General features: G+C 71.5%; 19 protein-coding genes. 12 read left to right on the forward strand and 7 right to left on the reverse strand.

From position 1 onward, the window contains the following. Positions 1-54 precede the first annotated feature (54 nt). Both ACQP0N_RS11210 and wecB read left to right on the forward strand, forming a co-directional pair. Positions 55-1,194 (forward strand): glycosyltransferase family 4 protein, encoded by a 1,140-nt coding sequence (locus tag ACQP0N_RS11210; RefSeq protein WP_433119757.1) that lies wholly within the window; start codon positions 55-57, stop codon positions 1,192-1,194. Next, on the forward strand, positions 1,191-2,315 hold the full coding sequence (wecB, locus tag ACQP0N_RS11215; protein ID WP_433119759.1) for a non-hydrolyzing UDP-N-acetylglucosamine 2-epimerase: 1,125 nt from the start codon (positions 1,191-1,193) through the stop codon (positions 2,313-2,315). Before ACQP0N_RS11210 ends, wecB begins: the two co-directional genes overlap by 4 nt. Here the strand turns inward: wecB and ACQP0N_RS11220 are convergent. Next, a complete protein-coding gene (locus ACQP0N_RS11220) occupies positions 2,244-2,936 on the reverse strand; it encodes an acetyltransferase (RefSeq protein WP_433121560.1) in 693 nt (230 codons plus the stop codon). The two genes, wecB and ACQP0N_RS11220, sit on opposite strands and share 72 nt — an antisense overlap. A gap of 210 nt (positions 2,937-3,146) precedes the next feature. Between ACQP0N_RS11220 and ACQP0N_RS11225 the strand changes: the two genes are divergently transcribed. Both ACQP0N_RS11225 and ACQP0N_RS11230 read left to right on the forward strand, forming a co-directional pair. Next, positions 3,147-4,367, forward strand: coding sequence for a glycosyltransferase family 4 protein (locus tag ACQP0N_RS11225; RefSeq protein ID WP_433119761.1), 1,221 nt, complete (start codon positions 3,147-3,149; stop codon positions 4,365-4,367). A gap of 191 nt (positions 4,368-4,558) precedes the next feature. After that, positions 4,559-5,077, forward strand: a complete 519-nt coding sequence (locus ACQP0N_RS11230) for an acyltransferase (protein WP_396801862.1) — start codon at positions 4,559-4,561, stop codon at positions 5,075-5,077. Between the two features lie 15 nt (positions 5,078-5,092). Here ACQP0N_RS11230 and ACQP0N_RS11235 read toward each other — a convergent pair whose 3' ends face one another. Then, entirely contained in the window at positions 5,093-7,120 is a 2,028-nt protein-coding gene (locus tag ACQP0N_RS11235) for a hypothetical protein (RefSeq protein ID WP_433119764.1), read from the reverse strand. A gap of 167 nt (positions 7,121-7,287) precedes the next feature. On the opposite strand from ACQP0N_RS11235, the gene ACQP0N_RS11240 reads away from it, so the two are divergent. The 4 genes from ACQP0N_RS11240 to ACQP0N_RS11255 are packed head-to-tail and all read left to right on the forward strand — an operon-like array spanning position 7,288 to position 12,102. After that, positions 7,288-8,253 (forward strand): NAD-dependent epimerase/dehydratase family protein, encoded by a 966-nt coding sequence (locus ACQP0N_RS11240; RefSeq protein ID WP_433119766.1) that lies wholly within the window; start codon positions 7,288-7,290, stop codon positions 8,251-8,253. Then, complete coding sequence (locus ACQP0N_RS11245) at positions 8,250-9,668, forward strand: lipopolysaccharide biosynthesis protein (protein WP_433119768.1); 1,419 nt, start codon at positions 8,250-8,252, stop codon at positions 9,666-9,668. The genes ACQP0N_RS11240 and ACQP0N_RS11245 overlap by 4 nt, the downstream gene beginning before the upstream one ends. Next, positions 9,665-10,852 (forward strand): glycosyltransferase, encoded by a 1,188-nt coding sequence (locus ACQP0N_RS11250; protein ID WP_433119770.1) that lies wholly within the window; start codon positions 9,665-9,667, stop codon positions 10,850-10,852. The genes ACQP0N_RS11245 and ACQP0N_RS11250 overlap by 4 nt, the downstream gene beginning before the upstream one ends. Next, entirely contained in the window at positions 10,849-12,102 is a 1,254-nt protein-coding gene (locus ACQP0N_RS11255; protein WP_433119772.1) for a glycosyltransferase, read from the forward strand. The genes ACQP0N_RS11250 and ACQP0N_RS11255 overlap by 4 nt, the downstream gene beginning before the upstream one ends. A gap of 71 nt (positions 12,103-12,173) precedes the next feature. Here the strand turns inward: ACQP0N_RS11255 and ACQP0N_RS11260 are convergent, their stop codons facing one another. Genes ACQP0N_RS11260 through ACQP0N_RS11270 form a run of 3 tightly spaced genes read right to left on the reverse strand, consistent with a single transcriptional unit; the run spans position 12,174 to position 15,662 of the window. Beyond that, positions 12,174-13,640: an O-antigen ligase family protein gene (locus tag ACQP0N_RS11260; protein WP_433119774.1), complete on the reverse strand. Its 1,467-nt coding sequence runs from the start codon at positions 13,638-13,640 to the stop codon at positions 12,174-12,176. A 58-nt stretch (positions 13,641-13,698) separates the two neighbouring features. Next, a complete protein-coding gene (locus ACQP0N_RS11265) occupies positions 13,699-14,691 on the reverse strand; it encodes a dTDP-4-dehydrorhamnose reductase family protein (protein ID WP_433119776.1) in 993 nt (330 codons plus the stop codon). After that, positions 14,688-15,662 (reverse strand): polysaccharide biosynthesis protein, encoded by a 975-nt coding sequence (locus ACQP0N_RS11270; protein ID WP_433119778.1) that lies wholly within the window; start codon positions 15,660-15,662, stop codon positions 14,688-14,690. The genes ACQP0N_RS11265 and ACQP0N_RS11270 overlap by 4 nt, the downstream gene beginning before the upstream one ends. Positions 15,663-15,984: 322 nt before the next feature. On the opposite strand from ACQP0N_RS11270, the gene ACQP0N_RS11275 reads away from it, so the two are divergent. The 4 genes from ACQP0N_RS11275 (at position 15,985) to ACQP0N_RS11290 (ending at position 20,059) form a co-directional block, all read left to right on the forward strand. Then, positions 15,985-16,725, forward strand: coding sequence for a sugar transferase (locus ACQP0N_RS11275; protein ID WP_433119780.1), 741 nt, complete (start codon positions 15,985-15,987; stop codon positions 16,723-16,725). Then, complete coding sequence (locus ACQP0N_RS11280) at positions 16,722-17,648, forward strand: NAD-dependent epimerase/dehydratase family protein (RefSeq protein ID WP_433119782.1); 927 nt, start codon at positions 16,722-16,724, stop codon at positions 17,646-17,648. Before ACQP0N_RS11275 ends, ACQP0N_RS11280 begins: the two co-directional genes overlap by 4 nt. Positions 17,649-17,653: 5 nt before the next feature. Then, complete coding sequence (locus tag ACQP0N_RS11285; protein ID WP_433119784.1) at positions 17,654-18,895, forward strand: glycosyltransferase family 4 protein; 1,242 nt, start codon at positions 17,654-17,656, stop codon at positions 18,893-18,895. Positions 18,896-19,111: 216 nt separating this feature from the next. Further along, a complete protein-coding gene (locus tag ACQP0N_RS11290) occupies positions 19,112-20,059 on the forward strand; it encodes a DUF389 domain-containing protein (protein WP_433119786.1) in 948 nt (315 codons plus the stop codon). Here the strand turns inward: ACQP0N_RS11290 and ACQP0N_RS11295 are convergent. Both ACQP0N_RS11295 and ACQP0N_RS11300 read right to left on the reverse strand, forming a co-directional pair. Beyond that, positions 19,989-20,456 (reverse strand): hypothetical protein, encoded by a 468-nt coding sequence (locus ACQP0N_RS11295; protein ID WP_433119788.1) that lies wholly within the window; start codon positions 20,454-20,456, stop codon positions 19,989-19,991. The genes ACQP0N_RS11290 and ACQP0N_RS11295 overlap by 71 nt on opposite strands. Positions 20,457-20,810: 354 nt before the next feature. Continuing rightward, a complete protein-coding gene (locus tag ACQP0N_RS11300) occupies positions 20,811-23,438 on the reverse strand; it encodes a Tex family protein (RefSeq protein ID WP_433119790.1) in 2,628 nt (875 codons plus the stop codon). Positions 23,439-23,530 lie beyond the last annotated feature (92 nt).

Raw genomic sequence — 23,530 nt, forward strand, 5'->3', positions numbered from 1 at the left:
GGCTATTTCGCTCCCGGATGGCGGGCCGGAGGGCCGGTCCGGTCCATTGGCGAAGTGCTCGCTCTGGCCAGCGACGACATCGAGACGTCGATGTTGACCCGCGACCGCGACCTCGGATGCCGCGACCCCTATCCGGGGCTCTCCGGGCGTTGGGCCCGGGTCGGCCGGACGAACGTCTTCTATCTCGGGGTGCGTCGGCCGGAGCAGTGGCGGTCGCTCTGGCGGTCGCTGCGCGCCGACCGTTTCGACCTGCTGTACGTCAACAGCGTCTGGTCGACCTTCTCCATCCTGCCCATGGCCGCGGCCCGGCTCGGGTTGCTGCGGGTGGGCCGCATCCTGGTCGCCCCCCGAGGTGAGTTCGGGGCGGCCGCGCTTCGGGTGCACCGATTCCGTAAGCGGATCTTCCTGGCCGCCTGGCGGTGGATGCTGCTCGACCGTCGGGTGCTGTGGCACGCGACCACGCCGGTCGAGGCCAACGACATCAAGCGGGTGCTGCCCCGGGCGCGGATCGGTGTCGTCGCGGTCAGTCGTGGCCCCGAGCCGCAGACGGAGCCGGTCGAGATGCTCTCGACCCACCACGCGCGGCTGGTCTTCATCGGGCGGATCTCGCCCATGAAGAACCTCGACCTGCTGCTTGCCGCGCTCGCCTTCGTGTCGGTGCCGGTCCGGCTGGACATCTACGGCCCGGTGGAGGACCCGGCGTACTGGCGACGGTGCAGGGAGCACCTGGCCGAGCTGCCCGACTCGGTCGCCGTCAGCTACCGGGGCGAGCTGCCGCCCGATCAGGTCCGGCCGACCTTCTCCCGCTACGACGCCTTCGTCATGCCCACCCGTGGGGAGAATTACGGCAACGCCATCGCCGAGAGCCTCTCCGCATACTGCCCGGTGGTCTGCTCCGACCGGACACCGTGGACGGGCGTGCTGCGCGACGGCGGCGGGCTGGTCCTGACCGAGCTGACCGCGGCCGCCCTGGGGGCCCTCGTCACGCAGGTGGCGACCGCCACCCCGGAGCAGCGGCACGCGGCCCGGATCGAGGCGGGCGCGGCCTATCGCCGGTGGCGGGCGAGCAGGGCGCCGATAAGCGTTCTCGACCAGGCCCGGCGGGTGATCCACGACCCGGCGCATCGGGAGGCGTGCCCACTGCCCGCCCAGCGGGCCGAATCCGTCCAACTGCCACCAGGAGGCGTCAAGTGACCCGCGTGATGACCGTCGTCGGGACCAGGCCGGAGATCATCCGGCTGGCCCGCGTGATCGACGCGCTCGACCGGACCGTGGACCACACCCTGGTGCACACCGGGCAGAACTGGGATCCCTCGCTCTCCGACGTCTTCTTCAGCGAACTGGGGGTCCGTGCGCCGGACGTCTTCCTGCGGGCCGACACCCAGTCTCTCGGCAGCCTCCTGGGTGCGGTCCTGGTCGGTACGGAGAAGGCGATCACCGAGCTGCGCCCGGACGCCCTGCTGGTGCTCGGCGACACCAACAGCGCGATCTCGGCGTTGATGGCCCGGCGGATGAACGTGCCGGTGTACCACATGGAGGCCGGCAACCGCTGCTTCGACCTGAACGTGCCGGAGGAGACGAACCGGTGCATGGTCGACCACATCGCCGACTTCAACCTGGTCTACTCGGAGCACGCCCGGCGCAACCTGCTCGCCGAAGGGCTGCACCCGCGTCGCATCCTGCACACCGGCTCACCCATGCGTGAGGTGCTCGACCACTACCGGCGGCAGATCGAGGGGTCCACCGTGCTGGCCCAACTCGAACTCGAACCGGGCGGCTACTTCGTCGTCAGCGCGCACCGGCAGGAGAACGTCGACCACCCGGACCGGCTCCACCGACTGCTGGAATGCCTGCGGGCGGTCCGCGACGAGTGGCGGCTGCCGCTGTTGGTCTCCACCCATCCGCGTACCCGTAAACGGCTGGAGGCGCTCGCCGGCGACGGCCTGCACCTCGACGGTGTGGCGTTCCACGAGCCGTTCGGCTTCTTCGACTACGTGACCCTGCAACGCAACGCCCGATGCGCCCTCTCGGACAGTGGCACCGTCAGCGAGGAGGCCGCGATTCTCGGATTCCCGGCGGTGACCCTGCGCGAGTCCATCGAACGGCCGGAGGCGCTGGACAGCGGGGCGATCGTGATGACCGGCCTCGATCCGGACGGGGTCGTCGAGGCCATCCGGGTGGTGGTGGCGCAGGTGGCCGAGGGCTCGGTCGCCTGCCCGCTCGACTACCAGGTCCCCGACACGTCACGACGGGTCGTCGACTTCATCCTGTCGACGGTGCGCCGCCATCACGACTGGGCGGGCATCCGCCGCTGACCGCTCCACCGGACGGGCCGGCACACCCGTCACGACGACGCCCGGCGGTACGTCGCGGGTCACGCAGGCGCCGGCGCCCACGGTGGCGTCCCGGCCGATGGTCAGCTTCGGCAGGATCGCGGCAGTGGTACCCACCATCACGCCGTCCTCCAGCCGGCAGTACCCGGAAACCGCGGCGAGCGGATTGACCGAGACGTAGTCACCGAGCACCGTGTCGTGCCCTACCGTGCAGTTCTGGTTGAGGTGCACGTGCCGCCCCAGCAGCACGTTCGTGGTGACCCGGGCGCCACCGGCGGCGAACAGTCCCTGCTGGTGGACGCAGTCGGGGCCGATCTCCGCGGCCGGATGCACCACCGTGGCCGCCGGCAGGCCGTACCGGGAGATGGTCTGGTCGGTCTCGCGGCGCAGCCGGGGGTGCCCGACGCCGAGCACCACGTGGGTACTGGCCGGTTGGGCGGCCAGCCAACGGGTCGGACCGAGGAAGGCGACGCCGAGGCGGTGCACCGACTCGACGTTTCTCTCGGTGGGGTAGTCGTCGACGAAGCCCAGCACCCGCCAGGATGCCGTAGCGCCCGAAACGGTATTCAAAAGGCGAATTACCCCATATACCTCTCGGCCCATCCCGCCGGTGCCTACGATCACTACGTCGGTCGTCAACCGCGGCTCTCCCTCGGCTACGGAGAACGCTGGCCGCTCTCCGTCATCTGAACCGGTTACCGGTGCCGATGGTGACGGGGTGAGCGGCAGCGCCCTGGCCGATCCTCGCGCGTTCCAGGTGCGCAGACGTGCCCGCACCGACGCCGGAACAGGATTTCGGAAGGTGAGCCCAAGGTGAACGAGCTGGCAATGACGCGTGCGCCCGACAGCACCGCAACGCCGAGCGGCACAGCGCGATCCACGACCACGACTGGGTACCGGGTGCTCGCCACCGCCCGCGTGTTCGAGCCGGGCTTTCGTGGCGGCGGGCCGATCCGCTCGCTGCGGTTCATCCTCGACACCCTGCCGGACGACCTCGACGTCACCCTGGTCACCGGGGACCGGGACCTCTGCTCGTCCACACCGTACCCGGGCCTGTCCGGGCAGTTGGTACGCCGCGACGACCGCTGCGCCATTTTCTATCTCGGCACGTTCGCGCTGCGGCACTGGGTGCGACTGGCGCGGCACGTCAGGTCCCGCCCACTCGACCTGGTCTACGTCAACAGCCTCTGGTCGCTCTTCTCGGTGCTGCCGATCCTGGCGGTGGCGCTGCGACTGGTGCGGGTCCGCTCGATCATGCTGGCCCCGCGCGGCGAACTCTCGCCCGGCGCGCTCGCCATCAAGGCCCGCAAGAAGCGGCTCTTCCTCGCGGTCTGGGCCCCGCTGCTGCGCCGGCTCGACGTGCGGTGGCAGGCCTGCAGCCGGCTGGAGGAGGACCAGATCCGCGCGAACATGCCGTGGGCGCAGATCATGGTGAACGGCAACGAGTGCCCCATCCCGGAACAGCCGGCACCCCGAGCCGTCGCGCACGACGGCCCGTTGCGGCTGGTGTTCGTCGGCCGGATCTCCCCGATGAAGAACCTGACCAGGGCGTTGGAGGCGGTCGCCGGCGCCACGCGCCCGCTGGAATTCGACATCTACGGTCCGCGGGAGGACGAGCAGTACTGGGCGTGCTGCCGACGACTCATCGACGCGATGCCCGACCATGTGCGGGTCCGCTACCTCGGGGAACTGGCGGCGGACGAGGTGATGGCGACCTTCAGCCGGTACGACGCGTTCCTCTTCCCGACACTTGGCGAAAATTACGGGCACGTCATCCTGGAGAGCCTCGCATCCGGCTGCCCGGTGGTCTGCTCCGACGCGACGCCGTTCAGCGACCTCATCGCGGCCGGCGGGGGAGCGGTGGTCCGGCCGGCCTCGGCGGCGGGCCTGAGCGAGACCCTCGACCGGCTCGCCGACTGGTCCGCCGAGGAGCGCGCCGAGGCGAAGGAGACCGCGGGTCGGCGATACCGCCTCTGGCGACAACAGCTCCGGGAACCCAACGTGCTGGACCACGCCCGACAGTTCTGCGGCTGATCCGCCCGGCCGCGCCCCTGCGGCTGATCCGCCCGGCCGCGCCCCTGCGGCTGATCCGGCTGGCCGTGACCGCGTCACCCGGGCTGGAGCTGGTTCGTTGCAGGAACGGGTCCGCGTGGGCGGGTCCGTCGTCCGCCACCCCGGCCGGCTCCGATGAGCGAGGACAGCAGGTGCCCAGTCGCGTTCGCACGATGGTCCGACGAGTCTCGGACCACCTGGCCGCCACCCGGAATCCCGAGGCCTTCGCGCGGTCCCTGGGGGTGAAGCTGAACGGACGGGTCAGGTTCTACGGGATCAGCCGGGCGATGTTCGGCTCGGAGCCGTGGCTGATCACCATCGGAGACAACGTCTACATCACCTCCGAGGTGCAGTTCGTCACCCACGACGGTGGCACGCTGATCCTGCGCAAGGACCACCCCGACCTGGACTGGACCGCCCCGATCACGATCGGCGACGACGTGTACATCGGTATGCGGTCGATGATCCTGGCCGGTGTCACCATCGGAAACCGGTGCGTCATCGGGGCCGGCTCGATCGTCACGCGCGACATCCCGGACAACACGGTGGCGGCCGGTGTCCCGGCGCGCCCGCTGCGGACGACCGACGAGTACCTCGAACGGTTGCAGGCCAAGTCGCTGGGCATCGGGCACCTCCCCGTTCCGGAGAAGCACGAGGCGATGAAGAAGATCTACGGGGTGACCACGGTCTGAGTCCCGCCGGCCCGCTCAGGCACGCCGGTACGCGACCCGCGGTGGCGGGAGTTGGTGCACCCCGGCGATGGTGATGGCCCCCAGGGCGCCGGTCGTTCCGGTCACCTCGTACCCGAACCGGTCGCCGGTCATCGCCGCCGAACTGGTGCCGAGATTGAGGCCGGTGGCCGCACCGGTGCTGCTGGCCCGCAACGTGGGCGGGGTGACACCGCTGGTCTGCCACACATGCCCGTACCAGTGCCAGCCGGCGGGCAGCACCACGGGGACACTCAGCACCGACTCCCTGACCCCGACGGAGGTGACGGCGACGCTGCCGAAGTCGGCGACCGGGCCGAGGGCGGCGGGACGACCGGTGGCCGGATCGTGGGCGTACACGCCGTGTCGCAGCACCCCCGAGCCCGCGACGGTCACCTCGACGCACACCCGGTCGACCGGGGTGGGCTCGGCCAGGTACACCGGGTGCAGCAGGAGCGACTGATAGGTGCCGGCGTAGGTGACGTCCTGGGTCGGGCCGGCGAGGGCCAGGAAGTAACTGCCGCGCGGGCAGGTCGTCCCGGGCAGCGGCCCCACCTGCGCCGGGCCGGCCTCCGCGCGCCACATGCCGTAGCCGGTGGGCACGGCCATGCCGTACGAGATGCCGGCCACCGCGACCCGGTCCGGCACGGTGAGGTTCGTCGGCCCCGCCGGGACCAGCAACCGGTGGAACAGCTGCGGCGCCGCCATCTGGGTCTGGGCGACCGCCTCGACCCGTTCGATCATCACGAAGTCGTTGGTGGAGTCCGACACGACGATCTCGGTGGCGGCCGAGGGCGGCGCCAGGTAGCGCCGATAGGCGGTACCGGTCACGGACTCGCCCGCCTCCAGGGTGCGACCCCACACCAACTGCGGATAGTTCTTCTTCAGGCTGGAGCTGATGAACCAACCCTTGACCGTGGTGTGCCGGGACCGGATCTCCGGCACGCCGTCGGCGACCGGCAGCAGACCGACGGCGATGCCCCACTGCTGGACCTGGCCGCTGTTGACCACCCACTGGGTCATGCTGCTCGCCGGCATCAGCCGGTTCGTGAGGGTCGCCGGAGTGAAGTCGGTGAGGGCCGCGAGCGTGTCGATGTTGGCCCACACCGACCAGTTCAGACCGCCGGCCGTGCCCACGTTCGGCATGAACTGCCGGCGGGTGCCGCCGGCCACCGGGGTCAACGGACCGCACTGGGTCACCCCGGCGTTCAGGGCGAAGCGATCCAACGCGGCCACCGTCTGCCCGACCAGCAGACCCCCCTGCGACCAGCGGTAGACGTTCGAGATGCGGCACAGGGACGGGATCCGCGACATGATCGTGGCGATGGGCGTGCCGATGTTCGCGCGGGCGGTGTCGATCATCCCCTGGTAGGACGGGATCAGGTAGGACTCCCGGATGGTCAGCTCCTGCCCCGTGAACCGGCCGTCCGGCACCGGTCGTCCGTCGAGCTCCACGGTCACCGCGTGGGAGTGGGTGGCCGGTCGGATCTGCACGTCGGGCGTCAGACCCGTGATCGGCACGGTCGCCGTGTGGGTCGCCCCCGAGAGGTGGGTGAGCGGGGCGGCCGGTTTGACCCGGGCGCCCTGCGCGATGCCGTCGACGATCGTGTACGGGTTGCCGAACAGCAGGCTGTCCGCGTTGGTGATGGCCAGCAGGGTGAAGGTGCGCGTCCCGTCGGTCCACTGCGAGCCCACATCGACCGTCGTCTTGCCGTGGTTGGTGACGACGATCTGGTTGCCGACGTTGTAGCCGTGGTTGCCGCCGACGTACGACCAGCCGGTGTTGATCGGGCAGTTGTCGTCGGCGGTGTCGTGGATCTTCGTCCCGACGGCGGACATCACCGGCCACACCTGGGCGTCGGTCGCGGTCGAGGGCACCAGGGTGACCTGGGGTAGACCCGAGTGCCACATGCCGACCATCGCCTCGGCGTACGCCAGGTTGGCCGGCATCACCAGGTCCCGCGTGCTGTCGAAGCGGGACCTGACGGACATCAGGGCGTTGGATCGGTAGACGATCAACTCGGACATGGTCGGCACCTCCGCCGCGAACGCATGACGATGAACTTCACTGTGCGCCGCCGCGGCGAGGCTGGCCGTTTTCGGTCAGCACCCGGACAGGGTGAAATTCCCGCTGTCGCCGTCACGTGTCCCGTGTTCACTCGATGAACAGGTGATCTGCGTAAACGGGGGTTTTCATGCGCATTCTGATCACCGGCGGAGCCGGTTTCATCGGGTCCAATCTGGCCCGCGCCGCGATGGTCGAGCCCACCATCGGCGGGGTGACCGTCCTCGACGACCTCTCGGTCGGGCTGCGGACCAACCTCGACGGTCTGGACGTCGAGCTGATCGAGGGCTCGATCCTGGACCCGGCCGCCCTGGACGCCGCGATGACGGGCCGCGACGCGGTGGTCCACCTGGCCGCGTTGCCCAGCGTCCCCCGCTCGCTGAGCGACCCGTTGGCCTCCCACCACGCGAACGCCACCGGCACCCTCATGGTGTTGGAGGCGGCCCGACGACACCGGGTCGGGCACGTCCTCGTCGCGTCGTCCTCGTCGGTGTACGGCATGAACCCGGCCCTGCCCAAGACCGAGCTGACCTGGACCCGCCCGATGAGCCCGTACGCGGCCAGCAAGCTCGCCACCGAGGCGTACGCCCTGGCCCACCAGGCGTCGTTCGGGCTGCCGACAGTGGCTTTCCGCTTCTTCAACGTGTTCGGCCCGGGGCAGCGACACGACCACGCGTACGCGGCCGTCATCCCCCGCTTCGTGCACGCCGCTCTACGCGACGAACCCGCGGTGGTGCACGGCGACGGGACGCAGTCGCGCGACTTCACGTACGTCGGTACGGTCTGCGACGTCATCCTGGACGCGGTCCGCCGCCGCGTGCACCACCCTCACCCGGTGAACCTCGCCTTTGGCGCGCGCGCCAGCCTGTTGCAGGTCCTCGACGAGCTCGAGTGGTTGTGCGGCCGGACGATCGTCCGCGAGTACGCGCCGCCACGCACCGGCGATGTCGCGCACTCCCTCGCCGACAACGCCGCGCTGCGTCACCTCTTTCCGAACGTCGCACCTGTCGCCCGTACGGAGGGCCTGCGGGCGACGGTCGAGTGGATGGCCGGTCGGTTGGACGCCGAGCGCGCCGTAGCCGCCGCGCCTCGGTGACCCGGGCAGCGAGTCGGGCCGTACCGGAGCCGCTGGCCCGTGTGCCGGCGGCCGCGCCACCGACCGGCATCACGCTCGCGCCCGGCGAGCGTCCCTCGGCGGCGTCGAAGGATCGGGACCGCTCCGTCACGGTGGGCATCGCCGCCGCGATGGTGGCGAAGGGCATCGGCCTGGCCGCCCCGCTGGTCATCACCCCGGCCTGCTTCCGGTTCCTCGGCGACCAACGGTACGGCCTCTGGATGGCGGTCACCGCCCTCACCGGGATGGCCTGGTTCGCCGATCTGGGACTGGGCAATGGGCTGCTCACCCGGCTCAGTCACCTGGCCGACGACCCGAAGCAACAGGCCCGGGAGGTCTCCAGCGCGTTCGCCACCCTGGGTGTGGTCGCGCTGGCGCTGCTGACGGGTCTCGTGCTTGTCGTACCCGTGGTCTCCTGGACCGCGCTGTTCAACGTCACCGACCCAGGTGTCGCCGCGGAGGCGCCCGCCCTGGTCCTGCTCTGCTTCGGGGCCTTCGCGGTCAACATTCCGCTCTCGCTGGTCCAGCGGGTCCAGTACGCCCGTGGCCAGGTGGTGCAGAGCAACGTCTGGCAGTCGGCCGGCGCGCTGTCGGGCATGGCGGCCGTGCTCGGCGCCATCGCCGTCGGGTGGCGACCACTGGCGGTCATCGCCTGCGCGGTACTGGCCGTGCCGGTGACCAATCTGCTCAACTGCGTGACGTACTTCTGGTTGCAGGATCGCGGACAGCGGCCGGGCCCGAAGCTCGTGCACCGGGCCACCGCGATCGGCCTGCTCCGGTTGGGTCTGCGCTTCTTCGCGCTCACCACGATGTCGGCGATCGCGCTGAACGTGGACAGCCCGCTCGTCGCGAACGTCCTCGGGGCCACCACGGCGGCGCACTACGCGGTGGTGGGAAAGCTGTTCGGCGTCCTCTCGATCTTCGTCGGGCTGGTCGGTATGACGGTCTGGCCGGTCAACGGCGCGGCTCTGGCGCGGGGCGAGGTGGCCTGGGTGCGTCGCAACACGCGCCGCATGGTGCTGCTCTACGGAGCGATCGTGGGGGCGGTCGGGGTCGTGCTGGTCGGCTACGGCCACCGGCTGATCGACCTGTGGGTGGGCGGCATCGACCGCACCGAGATCCCCGTCGCAGTCCTGGTCGGGCTGGCGAGCTGGTCCCTCCTGATCGCGGTCACCTCACCGCTGATCCTGGTGCAGAACAGCATCGGGTTGCTCCGGCCGCAGTTCGTCGGCTGGGCCGCGTTCCTGCTGTTGGCGACGGCGCTCAAGGTCTGGGCGCTGCGGCGGTTCGGGCTCGCCGGCCTGCCGGTGGCGGCCTGTGTCGCGTACGTGCTCACCATGTGGCCGGCCGTGTTCGTGGGATACCGGCGGGCGGTCACCCGGGGAGCGTCGACGTGACCGGGGAGTGCCGGGTGCTGCGGGTCGTCGGCGAGCTGAACTTCGGCGGCACCGAGATGCGTACCGCCGAACTGCTGCCCCGGCTCTGGGCCGCCGGCGTCCAGGTGCATCTCGCGACGCTCAGCGACCGCATCGGGCCCGGCCCGCTGGCCGGGGTGGTCAGCCGGCACGGCGGCACGGTCACCCCGATCCCGCTCGACGTGCGCTTCGCCGCCCGCTTCCTCGGACTGCTGCGGCGGCTACGCCCCGATGTGGTGCACGTCGACTGCGCCAACTTCTCCGGGGTGCTGCTCGCGCTCGCCGCCCTCCGCGGTGTGCCCGTCCGCGTCGCCCACTTCCGGGGCGACGACAACCAGCACCGCGATCTGCGCCGACGTGTCTACCGCTGGGCCTTCGGACGGCTGCTGCGGGTCTTCGCGACCGACATCCTCGGCGTCTCGCCCAGCTCGCTCGCCGTCGCCTACGACCCGCGTTGGCAGGACGATCCCCGCTGCCGGGTGGTGCTCAACGGACTTGACCTCGACCGGCTGCGCCGCCCCAGTCAGGACGACCTACGCGAGTTGATCGGCGCGCGCCCGGCCGACCTGGTCTGCGTGAGCGTCGGCCGGGCTTCGCCGGAGAAGCGGCGCTGGCTCCTGCCGCCGATCCTCGCCGAGTTGCGGGCACGGGGAGTGCGGGCCCACGCGGTCCTCATCGGGCCGGGCGACGACGTCGACGACGAGCGCGTCCGGGAGGCGGCGGCCGCCGCCGGTCTCGCCGAGCGGGTGCACCTGTTGGGCCCGCGCGACGACGTGGGCGGGCTGTTGAGCCAGGCCGACGTGGTCGTCCACCCGTCCTGCCTGGAAGGGCTGCCCGGGGGCGTGCTGGAGCCGGTCGCCCTGGGTATCGGCACGGTGGCCGCCGACCTGCCGGGGGTGCGCTTCATCAAGGAGCATCTGCCCGGCGTGACGATCGTCGACACCGAGGCCGCGCCGAGGCAGTGGGCGAACGCGGTGTGCGTGGCGGCGACGTACACCGAGCAGACCTCGGCCTCGACGGCGGCGGAACGGTTCGCGCGCAGCGTCTTCGCCATCGACACGGCGGTCACCACCCACCTGGCGATCTACCGCCGGTGGGTGTCGAGCCGCCCGCACCGCCCGGCGCGGCCCCAGCCGCCCGCCTTCTCGACACAGGGAGAGAGATGAACGATCAGACAACGGTGCTCAGCCGGCAACCGCGACCGGCGGAGGTGTCGGCCGCCCGGGCCGTCCGGCCGCGTCCACTGCTGGTGGGCGCGTACGCGTTCCCGTACGGGGACGCCACCTCGAACCGGCTGCTGCAACTCGCCCGTTGCGCCGCGCCCGAGGGTGCGCGCACGCTCGTCGTCAACGACTGGCCCTGCGAGGTGGCCTTCCCGGCCGGGCAGCTCGGCGCGGCCGGGATCGACCTGGTCACCCTGCGGATCCGGGGTCGGCACCACCTCACCCGCGCGTCGGCCCGGCTGGCCCGGCCGCTGCGGGTCCTGCGGGCCGTCCGCCGGGCGCGCGTGGATCGTGGTGACGTGAGCGTCGTGCTGCTGCCGATGGCCCTGCTGACCCTCGGCAACTGGGCGACCCTGCGCCTCGTGCTGCGCTGCCCGGTGGTGGTGGACGCCAGCGAGCGCCACGACCGACGGCAGTTCCGCCGCGGGTGGCTCACCCCGTACTTCGTCCGGCACCGCTGGTCGACGTTCCTGGCGACCCGGCTCGTGGATCGGGCCACGGCGGTCTCCACCACGCTGGCCGACTACCTCACGGGCCACGGCCTGGACGTGCTGGTGGTGCCGCCGCAGGTGGACTGCGACGAGTTCCGGGCGCCGCAACCACCCCCGATCAGCGCGGGCCTGCGCCTTCTCTACGCCGGCACGCCCGGGCGTAAGGACATGCTCGACGTGATCCTGCGGGGGCTCAGCCGGCTCACTCCGGAGCAGCAGCGGCGCGTCAGCCTCACGATCGCCGGGGTGAGCGCGCGGGACGCCGCCGCCCACTCCGATCTGGACCTGACGGTGCTGGACGCCGTCTCGGCCGACGTGCGGTTCCTCGGCCGCGTTCCGCGCGAGACCGTGCTGACCCTGCTGTCGGAGTCGCACTTCTCGATGCTGGTCCGCCCCACCGACGGGTACGCGGCCAACGGGTTTCCGTCCAAGGTGCCGGAGAGCCTCGCCGCCGGGTGCCCGGTGCTGCTCAACCACACGAGTGACCTGGCCGCCTACGTCCACGACGGCATCGAGGGTCTGGTGCTCGACGGCAACGGCCCGGACGACGTCCGGTCGGCCATCGAGCGGGCGTTGCGGCTGCGCGACGAGGAGTGGACGGCGATGAGCGCGGCTGCCCGTTCGCGGGCCCGGGAGTCGTTCGACCACCGTGCCTGGCGGGACCGGGTCAGCGCCTTCGTGACGGCGGGCCGGGGCGACTGAGGCGAGGCCCGCCGGCCCGATGCACGCGCCCGGGCATCCCCGGGGTGTCCATCGGCGCTGCCGGCGGGCACTCAGCGCAGCAGGACGGTGGGTCGGCGCGGCGTGGCGTCGTCGAACATGCTGGCCCGCTGCCGGCGCGCCTCCGCGTGGGGCAGGTTGGCCTGAGCGGCCTCCCGGCCGGCGGGTGCCCGATCCGTCGGCAGGTGCAGCAGCGCGGCGGCGACCACGGTCCAGAACACGTACGGATAGGTCTGGCCCGTGCCGAACATGGCCGACTCGGTGACCTGGATCAGCAGGCCGGTGACGACGAGCCAGACCAGCCCGGCGTCGGCGCGCCGCACCGGGGCCCGTACCGCGACCCGCCCGGCGGCCACCAGCAGCACCACCAGCGGTGGCACCGCGACGAGCCCCAACTCCAGCAGCAGCTGGAGGTAGCTGTTGTGCACCACGCTGACGCCGGCGGTCCCGAAGAACTCGTCGGCGCTGGCCAGCTCGAACAGGTGATTCCGCGACGCGTACCCGAAGCCCAGCGTGGGGCGGTTCTGCCACCACAGGTCGATGGTCGTCTGCCACATCTGGGTCCGCCCGTTGGACAGGTCGCCACCGGTGGGGTCGGTGAAGCGCATGACGAACTGGCGCATCCAGGATGCGGCGAAGATGGTGGGCAGCAGGTTGAGCAGGTATGCCACGAGCAGCAGGGCGGTCGTTCCCGCGACCAGCCGGACCACCCGGCCGAGCCCGTGGCGCAACACGAGCCAGAGCGCGCCGACGAGCACAGCGATCAGCGCGGTACGCGACTGGGACAACAGGAGGCTGACGGCGGCCGGCGCCATGCCGAGGAGCGTGACGGGCCGCCGGGACTGCCGGTGGACGGCCCAGCCCAGCGGGATCGTCAGGGCGCACACGATGCCGAGCATGTTCGGGTTGTTGTAGAGGCCCTGGAACCGGGTGACGCTCGAGGTCGCCGCGACGAGCGTGCCGTCGACGAACCCGATGCCGAGGCTGACCACGATGGACGCGGTGAGGACCAGGTAGACCACGCGCAGGTCGGCCATCATGACCGCACGATCGGGCCACCGACGCCGGACGAGTACGTGCACCAGGGCGGCCAGGAGCAGCAGCGCGACGCCCCGCTGGAGGGTCTCCATCGGAACCACCGACCAGGCGAAGCTCACCGTGGCGAGACCGGCCATCACCCAGAGCGCTCCGACGAACACGCTGGTCCAGGCATCGCTGCGGGCCGGCGTCCGGACCGGGAGGCAGAGGCCCCAGAGGACCAGGCCGCTGACCGCCGCGTACCGAGGGTAGAAGCTGGCCTCGACGAGCGCCGGCACGTTGGACGAGGCGCACACCAGCAGCCCGATGGTCAGGGTCAGCATCCACCGCCATCCGTCGACCCGCCGGCTGAAGGCGAGCAGCAGCACCAGCGCGACCAACCCGGCCGCGACAAGCGGGGCGGTGATGGCGGTGATGGTGGTGACCACCACCAGACACGTCGCGACGACGAGCAGGCCCAGTTGGCCCATCCGGTTTCCCACGTGATGTCCTTTGAAGTCCGGCCGCCGGCGTTGCCCGCGGTCGTTGGGTGGACCGCCCTCAGCGAGGCAGGTCCTGTAGACCCGGTTGGGCCGTTTCGTCAGCCCAGCGGGCCCTGGCGGCGTGCATCGCCCGGATCATGTCCGGCCAGTGCGGCGGCCGGTATCCGGTGGCCTTGGCGAGGGCGTCCGCGTTCATCGACCGGTCGCAGGTGAACTCGTCGTCCGCGACGATGTCACCGGGCCACCCGTACACCTCGGCGATCAGGCGGAGCAGGTCGTACTTGGAGATCGGTTCGGCGGCGACGTGGTAGAGCCCGGCCAGCTCCGTCCGGGGCAGGATCACCGTTCGGAGCAGTCGGGCGAACTCGACGGTCGTCACGCCGCTGTAGATGGCCCTCGTGAAACCGCGTACCTGACCTCGCTGGGAGAGGAACCAGTCCACGAGGGAGCGGTTCGTGACCAGCTCGTGCCCGATGATCGAGGTGCGGAGGGTGAGCGCGCAGACCCCGCGCGCCTCACCCAGCAGCTTCGACCGCCCGTACAGGTCCGGCGGGTCCGGCAGGTCGTCCTCGACGTAGCCACCCCGCCGGCCGGAGAAGACACAGTCGGTGCTGACGTGGATCAGGCGACTGCCGAGGTGCCCGCAGGCCTCGGCGAGCAGATGGGGAAAGAGCGCGTTGAGGGTGACCGTCTGCACCGCGTCCTGCAGGTCCGGGCGTTGCTTGATCACACCCACGCAGTTGACGACGACGTCCGGCCGCAGGTCGTCGACGATCTGCCGGACCTCGTCGAAGTGGGTCGCGTCGACGGCCGGGGTGATCCGGCCGAGCAGGCGCGGCGGGTACCACTCCGCGCGGTCCTCGATGCTCCGGGCGACGCCGTGGACGTCGAGGTCCGCATCGTCGCTCAGTTCCCGCAGGACAGCGTGGCCGAGCATGCCGGTCACGCCGACGACGAGGACCCGTCGCGTCGGGCGCGGCTCGTCCTCGCCCGGGCCGCTGCGGCGGCGGGGGACGAACTCCGGTCGCCGGCCACCGGTGCCGGTGTTCATGCCGTTACGACCGCCGCCGCGGCCTCGACCTGCGCCCGTACCTCGGGCAGCGTCAGCAGCAGCGCCTCGATCTCCGGTACGGACAGCCGCCGGGCGTTGTGCGAGTGGAAGTCGGCCATGTTGCCGCTCTCGACGTCGCCCTCCTCGAAGTAGAGGGAGTAGTTGAGGTCACGACTGTCCACCGGCACCCGAAGGAACTCGCCGAGATCCTCGACGTGGGCGAGTTCCTCGCGGCTGGCCAGCGTTTCGTACAGCTTCTCCCCGTGCCGGATGCCGAGCACGTTGAACTTCGCCGGGACGCGGAACAGGTTGCACAACGCGGTGGCCAGATCGCCGATGGTGCAGGCGTCGGCCTTGCGGATGAAGACGTCGCCGGGCTGGCCGTACCGGAAGGCGTGCTCCACCAGGTCGACCGACTGCGGCAGGGACATCAGGAACCGGGTCATCGACGGCTCGGTGACCGTCGGCAGGCCGCCGCGCAGGATCTGGTCGATGAACAGCGGGATCACCGATCCGCGCGAGTACATGACGTTGCCGTAGCGCACGCAGCAGACCCGGGTGCGCGCCTGGGGATTGTTGCGGGAGTGCGCCTGCGCGACCTTCTCCATGAGCGCCTTGGTCATGCCCATCGCGTTTACCGGATAGACGGCCTTGTCGGTGCTCAACAGCACCAGCGCCTCGACGCCGACGCGTTCACAGGCGTCCACCACGTTCGCGCTGCCGAGCACATTGGTGCGCACGGCCTCCAGTGGGAAGAACTCGCACGAGGGGACCTGCTTCAGGGCTGCGGCGTGAAAGACGAACTCCATTCCCCGCGCGGCCTTGAGCACACTGTCGTAGTCGCGGACGTCACCGACGTAGTAGCGGACCCGATCGTCGCCGAGGCGGTGCCGCATCGCGTCCTGCTTCGACTCGTCCCGGCTGAGTACGCGCACCTCGGCGGCCCCGGCGTCGAGCAGTCGGGAGACCATCGTCTGACCGAAGGATCCCGTGCCACCGGTAATCAGGAACCGCCGGTCCGAAAGCGAGGAAACCACATCTTCTCCTGCCTGTTTCCCGAAGGCCATCCTCGGGATTCGGATTCTCGTCGAACGCGACCCTACGCTTGCCCGGAAGGTGTCGTGACCGCTTCCGCCAAAAGCAATTCGAGTCGCATTCACCTTCAATCGAGGCGACAAATACGCGAGCAGGACTCGGCGCGCAGAAGTGGTCGTCCGGCTCCATTGTCGACGCGCCGGAGCGCCCTATCGTGAAAGTCGGAAGTGGTGCTCGAAATGGTGGTATGCGTTGTCCATGGCAAAAGTTGCTCTCCATGCGGCACACACGCGCGTCGGCACCTCCGGCCCGACGACCGGTCGGGAGACGCCTCGGGACGGCACCACGGCGCGGCGACCGTACGATCGCTGGAAGCGGCTTCTCGACGTCATCGGCGCTCTCCTCGTCCTGTCGCTCGGCGCCCCCGTACTGGCCGTGGTGGCCCTGGTGGTGCTTGTGGCGCACGGGCGGCCGGTCCTGTTCCGGCACACCCGCCCGGGGCTGCACGGCGAGCTGTTCGAGGTGGTCAAGTTCCGGACCATGCGCCACCCCGATCCGGATCGAGGGCTGGTGAGCGACGCGGATCGTCTGACCCGGGTGGGCCGCTGGCTGCGGGCCAGCAGCCTCGACGAGCTGCCGGAGTTCTGGAACGTGCTGCGGGGCGAGATGAGCGTGGTCGGTCCCCGCCCGCACCTCGTGCGCTACCTCAGCCTCTACAACCCGGAACAGGCCCGACGGCACGACGTGCGACCGGGCATCACCGGGCTGGCCCAGGTGCGTGGCCGCAACGCGCTGGACTGGGACGCGAAGTTCACCTACGACGTCGAGTACGTCGACCGCCGCTCCTTCCTGCTGGACCTGCGGATCGTCCTGGCCACGATCTGGGTGGTGCTCAGTCGGCAGGGCATCTCCGCGCCGGGCGCGGCCACCTGGCACGAGTTCACCGGTAACCCACCCGCGCAGGCGACCGTCGACCACGACTCCGCCCACCGGCGATGAACCGGGTCCTGCTCCTGGGGGCCGGTGGATTCCTCGGCCGGCACATCCGGACGGCGCTGGCCGCCCACGCCACCGTCCGGTCGATCACCCGGGCCGAGTGTGACCTGGTCCGGGTCGAACTGCGCGACCTGACCGCGCTCATCGCCCGGGAGCGACCGGACACGGTGGTGACGGCGGCCGGACGCATCGTCGGCTCCGGCCACGACTTCGTGCAGGCGCACGTGGTGGCGACCGCGAAGCTGATCGAAGCGGTGGCCGCCGCGGCCCCCGGAGCCCGCCTGATCCGGATCGGCTCGGCCGCCGAGTACGGAACCGTGCCGCACGGCCTCGCCGTCAGTGAGGAGTACCAGGGCACACCCGTCAGCGAGTACGGGCTCAGCCACCTGGCCGCCACGCGGTTGGCGGAGCTGGCCGGCGGGGCGGGCCGACTCGACACGATGGTGTTGCGCATCTTCAACCCGGTCGGGCCCGGGATGCCGGCGGGCAACGTGCTCACTCGGGTGACCGCGATGGTGAGGTCGGCGGTCGCCACCGGATCGGAGGACATCGCCGTGGGGCTGCACGACACGTACCGGGACTTCGTCGACGTCCGGGACGTCGCCTCGGCGGTCCTCGCCGCGGCGAGCTGCCGCCCGGGGCCCGCCCGGGTCTTCAACGTGGGCAGCGGTAAGGCGGTGGCGACGCGCGACGTCGTCCGATTGCTGGCAGAGGTGTCCGGCTTCACCGGTGACATCCGGGACGGCAGCTTCGCGCCGGACGCCGATCGCTCAGCCGCCGTGCCGTGGATGTGCGCCGACATCGAGCGCGCGAACCGGGTGCTCGGGTGGACGCCCGCACACGATCTCGGTGATTCGCTGGCAACACTGTGGCAGGCCGAATGCGACCAGCCCGCCCGTCCGGTCGCCGGCTCGGCAGCGAGGTGAAACCCATGCGGATCGGCATGCTCAGCCAGTGGTTCGACCCGGAGCCGGGCGCGGCCGCGCTCCCCGGGATGCTCGCCCGGGCTCTCGTCCGCCGAGGACACGAGGTTCAGGTCCTCACCGGGTTCCCCAACTACCCGACCGGCGAGTTGGCGCCCGGCTACCGGATGACCCGTCGGCTCGACGAGGTCGACGGGACGACCCGGATCCGCCGGGTGGCCCTCTATCCCAGCCATGACCGCTCGGCGCTGCGTCGGCTGGCGAACTACGGCTCCTTCGCCGCCTCGGCGCTGGTGTCCGGCACGTCGGCGCTGCGCGGCGTGGACGCCCTCTGGGTCGGTAACTCGCCGATCAGCGTCGCCCTGCCGATGTGGTTCACCCGGTACGTCCAGCGGGTGCCGGTGCTGCTGCACGTGCTGGACCTGTGGCCCGACAGCGCGGTGGCCAGCGGCTTCATCGGCACCGACCGGGTGTCCCGGGTGATCGAGCGGGGGATGACCAGCTGGTGCGGTGGGATGTACCGCAGCGCCGGCCGGGTCGCCTACGTCTCGCCCAGCGCCGCCGACCTGCTCGCCAGCCGAGGCGTGCCCCGGGAGAAGCTCGTCCACATTCCGGTGTGGGCCGACGAGACGTCGCAGACGGGCGTCGCGGACCTGCGCGCCGAGTTCGGGCTCCGCGAGGACCAGGTGGTGCTGGTGTACGCCGGCACGCTCGGTGAGGCGCAGGGGCTCGACTCGCTCATCGACGCCTGCGCCCGGATCAACGATCCGCGCCTGGTCTGCCTGATCGCCGGCTCCGGCACCACCGAGGAGCGGCTGCGCCGTCGGGCCGAGGAGCTGAACGCGACACACGTGCGGTTCCTCGGGCGGCTGCCCCGGGAGCGGATGCCCGCGTTGATGGCCACCGGTGACGCGCACTACGTGAGCCTGCGACCCGGCGGCATGTCGGCGTACACGATGCCCAGCAAGGTGCAGGCCACCCTAGCTTCCGGGCGGGCCCTGCTGGTCGCCGCGGAGGGGGACGCCGCCGCCGTCGCACACGAGAGCGGCGCGGGCATCACCGCCCGACCCGGTGACCCCGACTCGATCGCCGACGCTCTACGGGAACTCTGCGGCCTGGGCCGGGAGAAGCTCGAGCTGCTCGGTCAGGCCGGCCGGGCGCACTACGACCGGATCTTCTCCGTCGCCGCCGGGGCCGAGCGGGTCGAGCAGGCGCTGTGCGAGGCGGTGGAGAGCCACCGACGGCGCTGACCAGGTGCAGCACGTCTCAGAGTGGGCAGCTCGTCCAGACTGGTGGCGCGCGCCCACCGCCCGAGCGGGGTGAGCCGATCGCGGTCTCCGACCAGGCCGAGGCTCCCGTTGTGGCCTCGGCCTTGTGCAGCTCCCGGCCTCGACGGGGCGAGCTGTAGAGTCGCGACGGCCGGTCGGGCGAGGGAAGCACCGGCCGGACCGGCGAGGGGATGGCGCGTGCTGCACCTGAGGGTGATCACCCCGGAGAGCAGGACGACGGAGGTCGTCGACCTGCTCTCCGCAGAGGCAGGAGTGACTCACCTCGCCGTGCTGCCGGGTGCCGCCCGGCAACCGCCGGGTGATCTCATCCTCTGCGACGTGGTGCGGGAGAGCGCGGACCGCGTGCTGCGGGAGTTGCGGCGACTCGGCGTGGACACCAGCGGCGGCATCGCGGCCGAGGACATCGAGCTGACCATCTCCGCGGCGGCCGACCGGGCGGCGGACCGGGCGCCGGGCAGTGGCGCGGACGCGGTGGTCTGGGACGAGATCGCCGCGAAGACCGGTGAGCAGACGGAACTGTCCGGCACGTACCTCGTACTGATCGTGGTGGCCACCATGATCGCCGGCATCGGGGTGCTGCTGGACCAGCCGATTCTCATCGTCGGGGCGATGGTCGTCGGTCCGGAGTTCGGCCCCCTCGCCGCGCTGTGCGTGGCGTTGCTGCGCCGCCGGCTCGGGGTGATCGGCCGCTCGGTGCAGGCTCTCGTGGTCGGCTTCGTGGCGGCCATGGTGGCGACCGTGCTGAGCACCTGGGCGCTGACCGCCGCCGGCCTGGTCAGTCGGGAGATGCTGCTCGCCGAACGCCCACTCACCGACTTCATCTGGCGGCCGGACGCGCTGTCCTGGGTGGTCGGTCTCCTCGCCGGCGTGGCCGGGATGCTCTCGTTGACGTCGAAGAAGTCCGGCAGCCTGGTCGGGGTGCTGATCTCGGTGACGACGGTCCCGGCCGCGGCGAACGTGGCGGTGGCTGCCGCCTACGGAGTATGGGACGAAGCGGGCGGCTCGGCACTCCAACTGGTGATCAACCTGGGTGCGATCGTCCTGGCCGGACTGCTCACCCTCGTGGTGCAGCAGGTCTGGTGGTGGGGTCTGGCTCGCCGGTCCCGTCGTCCAGCAACCGGGTGAGCAGCGTCCGCAACGGGATCGACTCGCCGTCGCGTCCACCGGACCCGACCACCAACGGCGCCGGGCTGGGTTCCGGGTCGGCGCCGAACAGCCGGGCCCGCAGACCTCCGGGCACGGTCAGCAGGTGGAACCGGCCGGCCACGTCCACCGCCCGGGTCTCGGCCCGGTCGACGTACCAGCCGTTCAGCCTGGTCCGGTAGCGCCCGCGCCCGTCGTAGCCCCGGGCGACCAGCCGGGTGGTGCGCAGCCCTCGCCGGGTCGCCTCGGCCACGAACCAGGCCACCAGCTTCGCCGCCTCGGCCTGCTCGGCGGCCCGCCGCCGCGCGTCCGCGTCGGCATGCGCCCGCACCGCCTGCTGTTGCTGCTCCCGCCACGTCCGGCCGTCCGGCTCACTCACGACGCCGACGGTACGCACGGGGCTCAGTCGAGCGGCCCGCAGGGTGCCCCGGCCATCACCCCGTTGGTCTCGACGTAGTACGACAGCGCGTTGATCGCCTGCTATAGCCCCGCCCCGCCCGCCCCGCCCCGCCCGCCCGCCCCACCCCGTCCCGCCCTGCCTGCGTCGATCTTGCAGTTTCGGTCGTCGAAAGGCCTGGAATGCCGCCTATGCCGGCACAGAAAGTGCAAGATCGCGGCCAGGCCCGGTCGATCATGGAGTTGTGGTGCCCGGCTCGGCGTTTATGCGGGTGATTTGTCACCCACCGCAACTCCATGATCGACGGGGCGGCGCGGGGTTGAGGTGCTGAGCGGGTTAGGCCAGGCCGGCGCGGCGCAGGGCTTCGGCCATCGCGTCGTTGGCCGGCGCCGGTGCGCCCTGCCGCTGCTGCCCGCCGCGACCACCCTGCCCGCCGCCACGACCGCCCTGGCCTTCGCGACCACCCTGCCCGCCGCCACGACCGCCCTGGCCTTCGCGACCGCCCTGCCCGCCGCCACGACCGCCCTGGCCTTCGCGACCGCCCTGCCCGCCGCCACGACCGCCCTGGCCTTCGCGACCGCCCTGCCCGCCACCACGACCGCCCTGGCCTTCGCGACCACCCTGCCCGCCGCCGCGACTGCCCTGGCCGCCGCGACTGTCCTGCCCGCCGCGACCCTGCTGTCCGCCGCCGCTACCGGCCTGGCCTCCGCGACCGCCCTGCGGTCCGCGCTGCGCCGGGCCGCCACGCCCCTCCTGGCTCGTCCGACCACCGGCGGCCGGCTCGTCCTCCAGGCGCAGGGTCAGTGAGATGCGCTTTCGGGGTACGTCCACGTCGAGCACCCGAACCTTGACCACGTCGCCGGACTTCACCACCTCGCGGGGGTCCTTCACGAACGTCCGGGACATCGCCGAGACGTGCACCAGGCCGTCCTGGTGCACCCCGACGTCCACGAACGCGCCGAAGGCGGCCACGTTGGTCACGACGCCCTCCAGCACCATGCCCGGCGTCAGGTCGCCGATCTTCTCCACGCCCTCGACGAAGGTGGCGGTACGGAACTCCGGCCGGGGGTCACGGCCCGGCTTCTCCAGCTCGGCGAGGATGTCGGTGACGGTCGGCAGGCCGAAACGGTCGTCGACGAAGTCGGTGGCCCGCAGCCCGCGCAGGATCGCGCTCCGGCCGATCACCGCGCGCAGGTCCTGCCCGGTGCTGGCGAGGATGCGCCGCACCACCGGGTACGCCTCGGGGTGCACGCTGGAGGAGTCCAGCGGGTCGTCGCCGCCGGGGATCCGCAGGAAGCCCGCGCACTGCTCGAACGCCTTCGGCCCGAGGCGGGCCACCTTCTTCAGCTCGGTCCGTGACCGGAACGGCCCGTTGGCGTCCCGGTGCAGCACGATGTTCTCGGCCAGCCCGGCCCCGATCCCGGAGACCCGGGTCAGCAGCGGCGCGGACGCGGTGTTGACGTCCACCCCGACCGCGTTGACGCAGTCCTCCACGACGGCGTCCAGTGACCGGGAGAGCTTCACCTCGGACAGGTCGTGCTGGTACTGGCCGACCCCGATCGAGCGCGGGTCGATCTTGACCAGCTCGGCGAGCGGGTCCTGGAGACGACGGGCGATGGAGACCGCGCCGCGCAGCGACACGTCCATCCCGGGCAGTTCCTGCGAGGCGTACGCGGAGGCGGAGTAGACCGACGCGCCGGCCTCGGAGACCATCACCTTGGTCAGGTTGAGCTGCGGGTGCCGCTTGATCAGGTCACCGGCCAGCTTGTCGGTCTCGCGCGAGGCGGTGCCGTTGCCGATCGCGATCAGCTCCACGTCGTGCGCGCCGGCCAGCCGGGCCAGGGTCTCGATCGACGCGTCCCACTGTCGGCGTGGCTCGTGCGGATAGATCGTGTCGGTGGCGAGGACCTTGCCGGTGGCGTCGACCACGGCCACCTTCACGCCGGTCCGCAGGCCCGGGTCCAGGCCCATCGTCGGCCGGGTGCCGGCCGGCGCGGCGAGCAGCAGGTCGCGCAGGTTGGTGGCGAAGACCCGTACGGCCTCCTCCTCGGCGGCCTGCCACAGCCGCATCCGCAGGTCGGCCCCGAGGTGGATGAGGATGCGCGTACGCCAGGCCCAGCGGACCGTGTCGGTCAACCACCGGTCCGCGGGACGCCCGGCGTCGGACACGCCGAACCGGCCGGCGATCATCGCTTCGTACCGGGTCGGACCGGTCGGTACGGCGTCGGCCTCGCCGGCCTCCTCCGACTCCATGGTCAGGTCGAGCACGCCCTCCTTCTCGCCCCGGAACATCGCCAGGATGCGGTGCGAGGGCAGCTTCGGGTACGGCTCGGAGAAGTCGAAGTAGTCGGCGAACTTCGCGCCGGCCGTCTCCTGACCGTCGCGTACCCGGGAGGCCAGCCGGCCCCGCGACCACATCTGCTCGCGCAGCGTGCCGATCAGGTCGGCGTCCTCGGCGAAGGTCTCGATGAGGATCGCCCGCGCGCCCTCCAGCGCGGCGGCGGCGTCGGCGACACCCCGGTCCGCGTCGACGTACCCGGCGGCCGTCGCCCGAGGGTCCTGGCCGGGGTCGGCCAGCAGCGTCTCGGCCAGCGGCGCGAGGCCGGCCTCGCGGGCGATCTGCGCCCGGGTCCGCCGCTTCGGCTTGTACGGCAGGTAGATGTCCTCCAGCCGCGACTTCGAGTCGGCGGCCATGATCTGTGCTTCCAGCGCCTCGTCCAGCTTGCCCTGGCCGCGGATCGACTCCAGCACGGCGGCCCGCCGCTCGTCCAGCTCCCGCAGGTAGCGCAGCCGCTCCTCCAGGGTGCGCAGCTGGGTGTCGTCGAGCAGGCCGGTGGCCTCCTTGCGGTAGCGGGCGATGAACGGCACGGTGGCGCCGCCGTCGAGCAGCTCCACGGCCGCCCGCACCTGACGCTCGGCCACGCCGAGCTCGTCGGCGATCCGCTGATGAACAGACTGGGTCACGATCTCGATCCGCCTTCGACTCGATCCGCCCTCAAAGAGCGGGTACGGCCTGCATTCTGCCGGGCGGCCCCGGCCGCTGTCGCCGCGCCCGG

The sequence above is a fragment of the Micromonospora sp. CA-246542 genome, from assembly GCF_050942905.1.
Taxonomy (GTDB): Bacteria; Actinomycetota; Actinomycetes; order Mycobacteriales; family Micromonosporaceae; genus Micromonospora.

Coding starts and splice junctions, on each gene's coding strand:
- ACQP0N_RS11280 (WP_433119782.1), top strand. CDS start 16,722: ATGAACCGGGTCCTGCTCCTGGGGGCCGGTGGATTCCTCGGCCGGCAC.
- ACQP0N_RS11230 (WP_396801862.1), top strand. CDS start 4,559: ATGGTCCGACGAGTCTCGGACCACCTGGCCGCCACCCGGAATCCCGAG.
- ACQP0N_RS11265 (WP_433119776.1), bottom strand. CDS start 14,691: ATGAACACCGGCACCGGTGGCCGGCGACCGGAGTTCGTCCCCCGCCGC.
- ACQP0N_RS11220 (WP_433121560.1), bottom strand. CDS start 2,936: ATGGGCCGAGAGGTATATGGGGTAATTCGCCTTTTGAATACCGTTTCG.
- ACQP0N_RS11240 (WP_433119766.1), top strand. CDS start 7,288: ATGCGCATTCTGATCACCGGCGGAGCCGGTTTCATCGGGTCCAATCTG.
- ACQP0N_RS11285 (WP_433119784.1), top strand. CDS start 17,654: ATGCGGATCGGCATGCTCAGCCAGTGGTTCGACCCGGAGCCGGGCGCG.
- ACQP0N_RS11255 (WP_433119772.1), top strand. CDS start 10,849: ATGAACGATCAGACAACGGTGCTCAGCCGGCAACCGCGACCGGCGGAG.
- ACQP0N_RS11275 (WP_433119780.1), top strand. CDS start 15,985: ATGGCAAAAGTTGCTCTCCATGCGGCACACACGCGCGTCGGCACCTCC.
- ACQP0N_RS11270 (WP_433119778.1), bottom strand. CDS start 15,662: ATGGTCTCCCGACTGCTCGACGCCGGGGCCGCCGAGGTGCGCGTACTC.
- ACQP0N_RS11235 (WP_433119764.1), bottom strand. CDS start 7,120: ATGTCCGAGTTGATCGTCTACCGATCCAACGCCCTGATGTCCGTCAGG.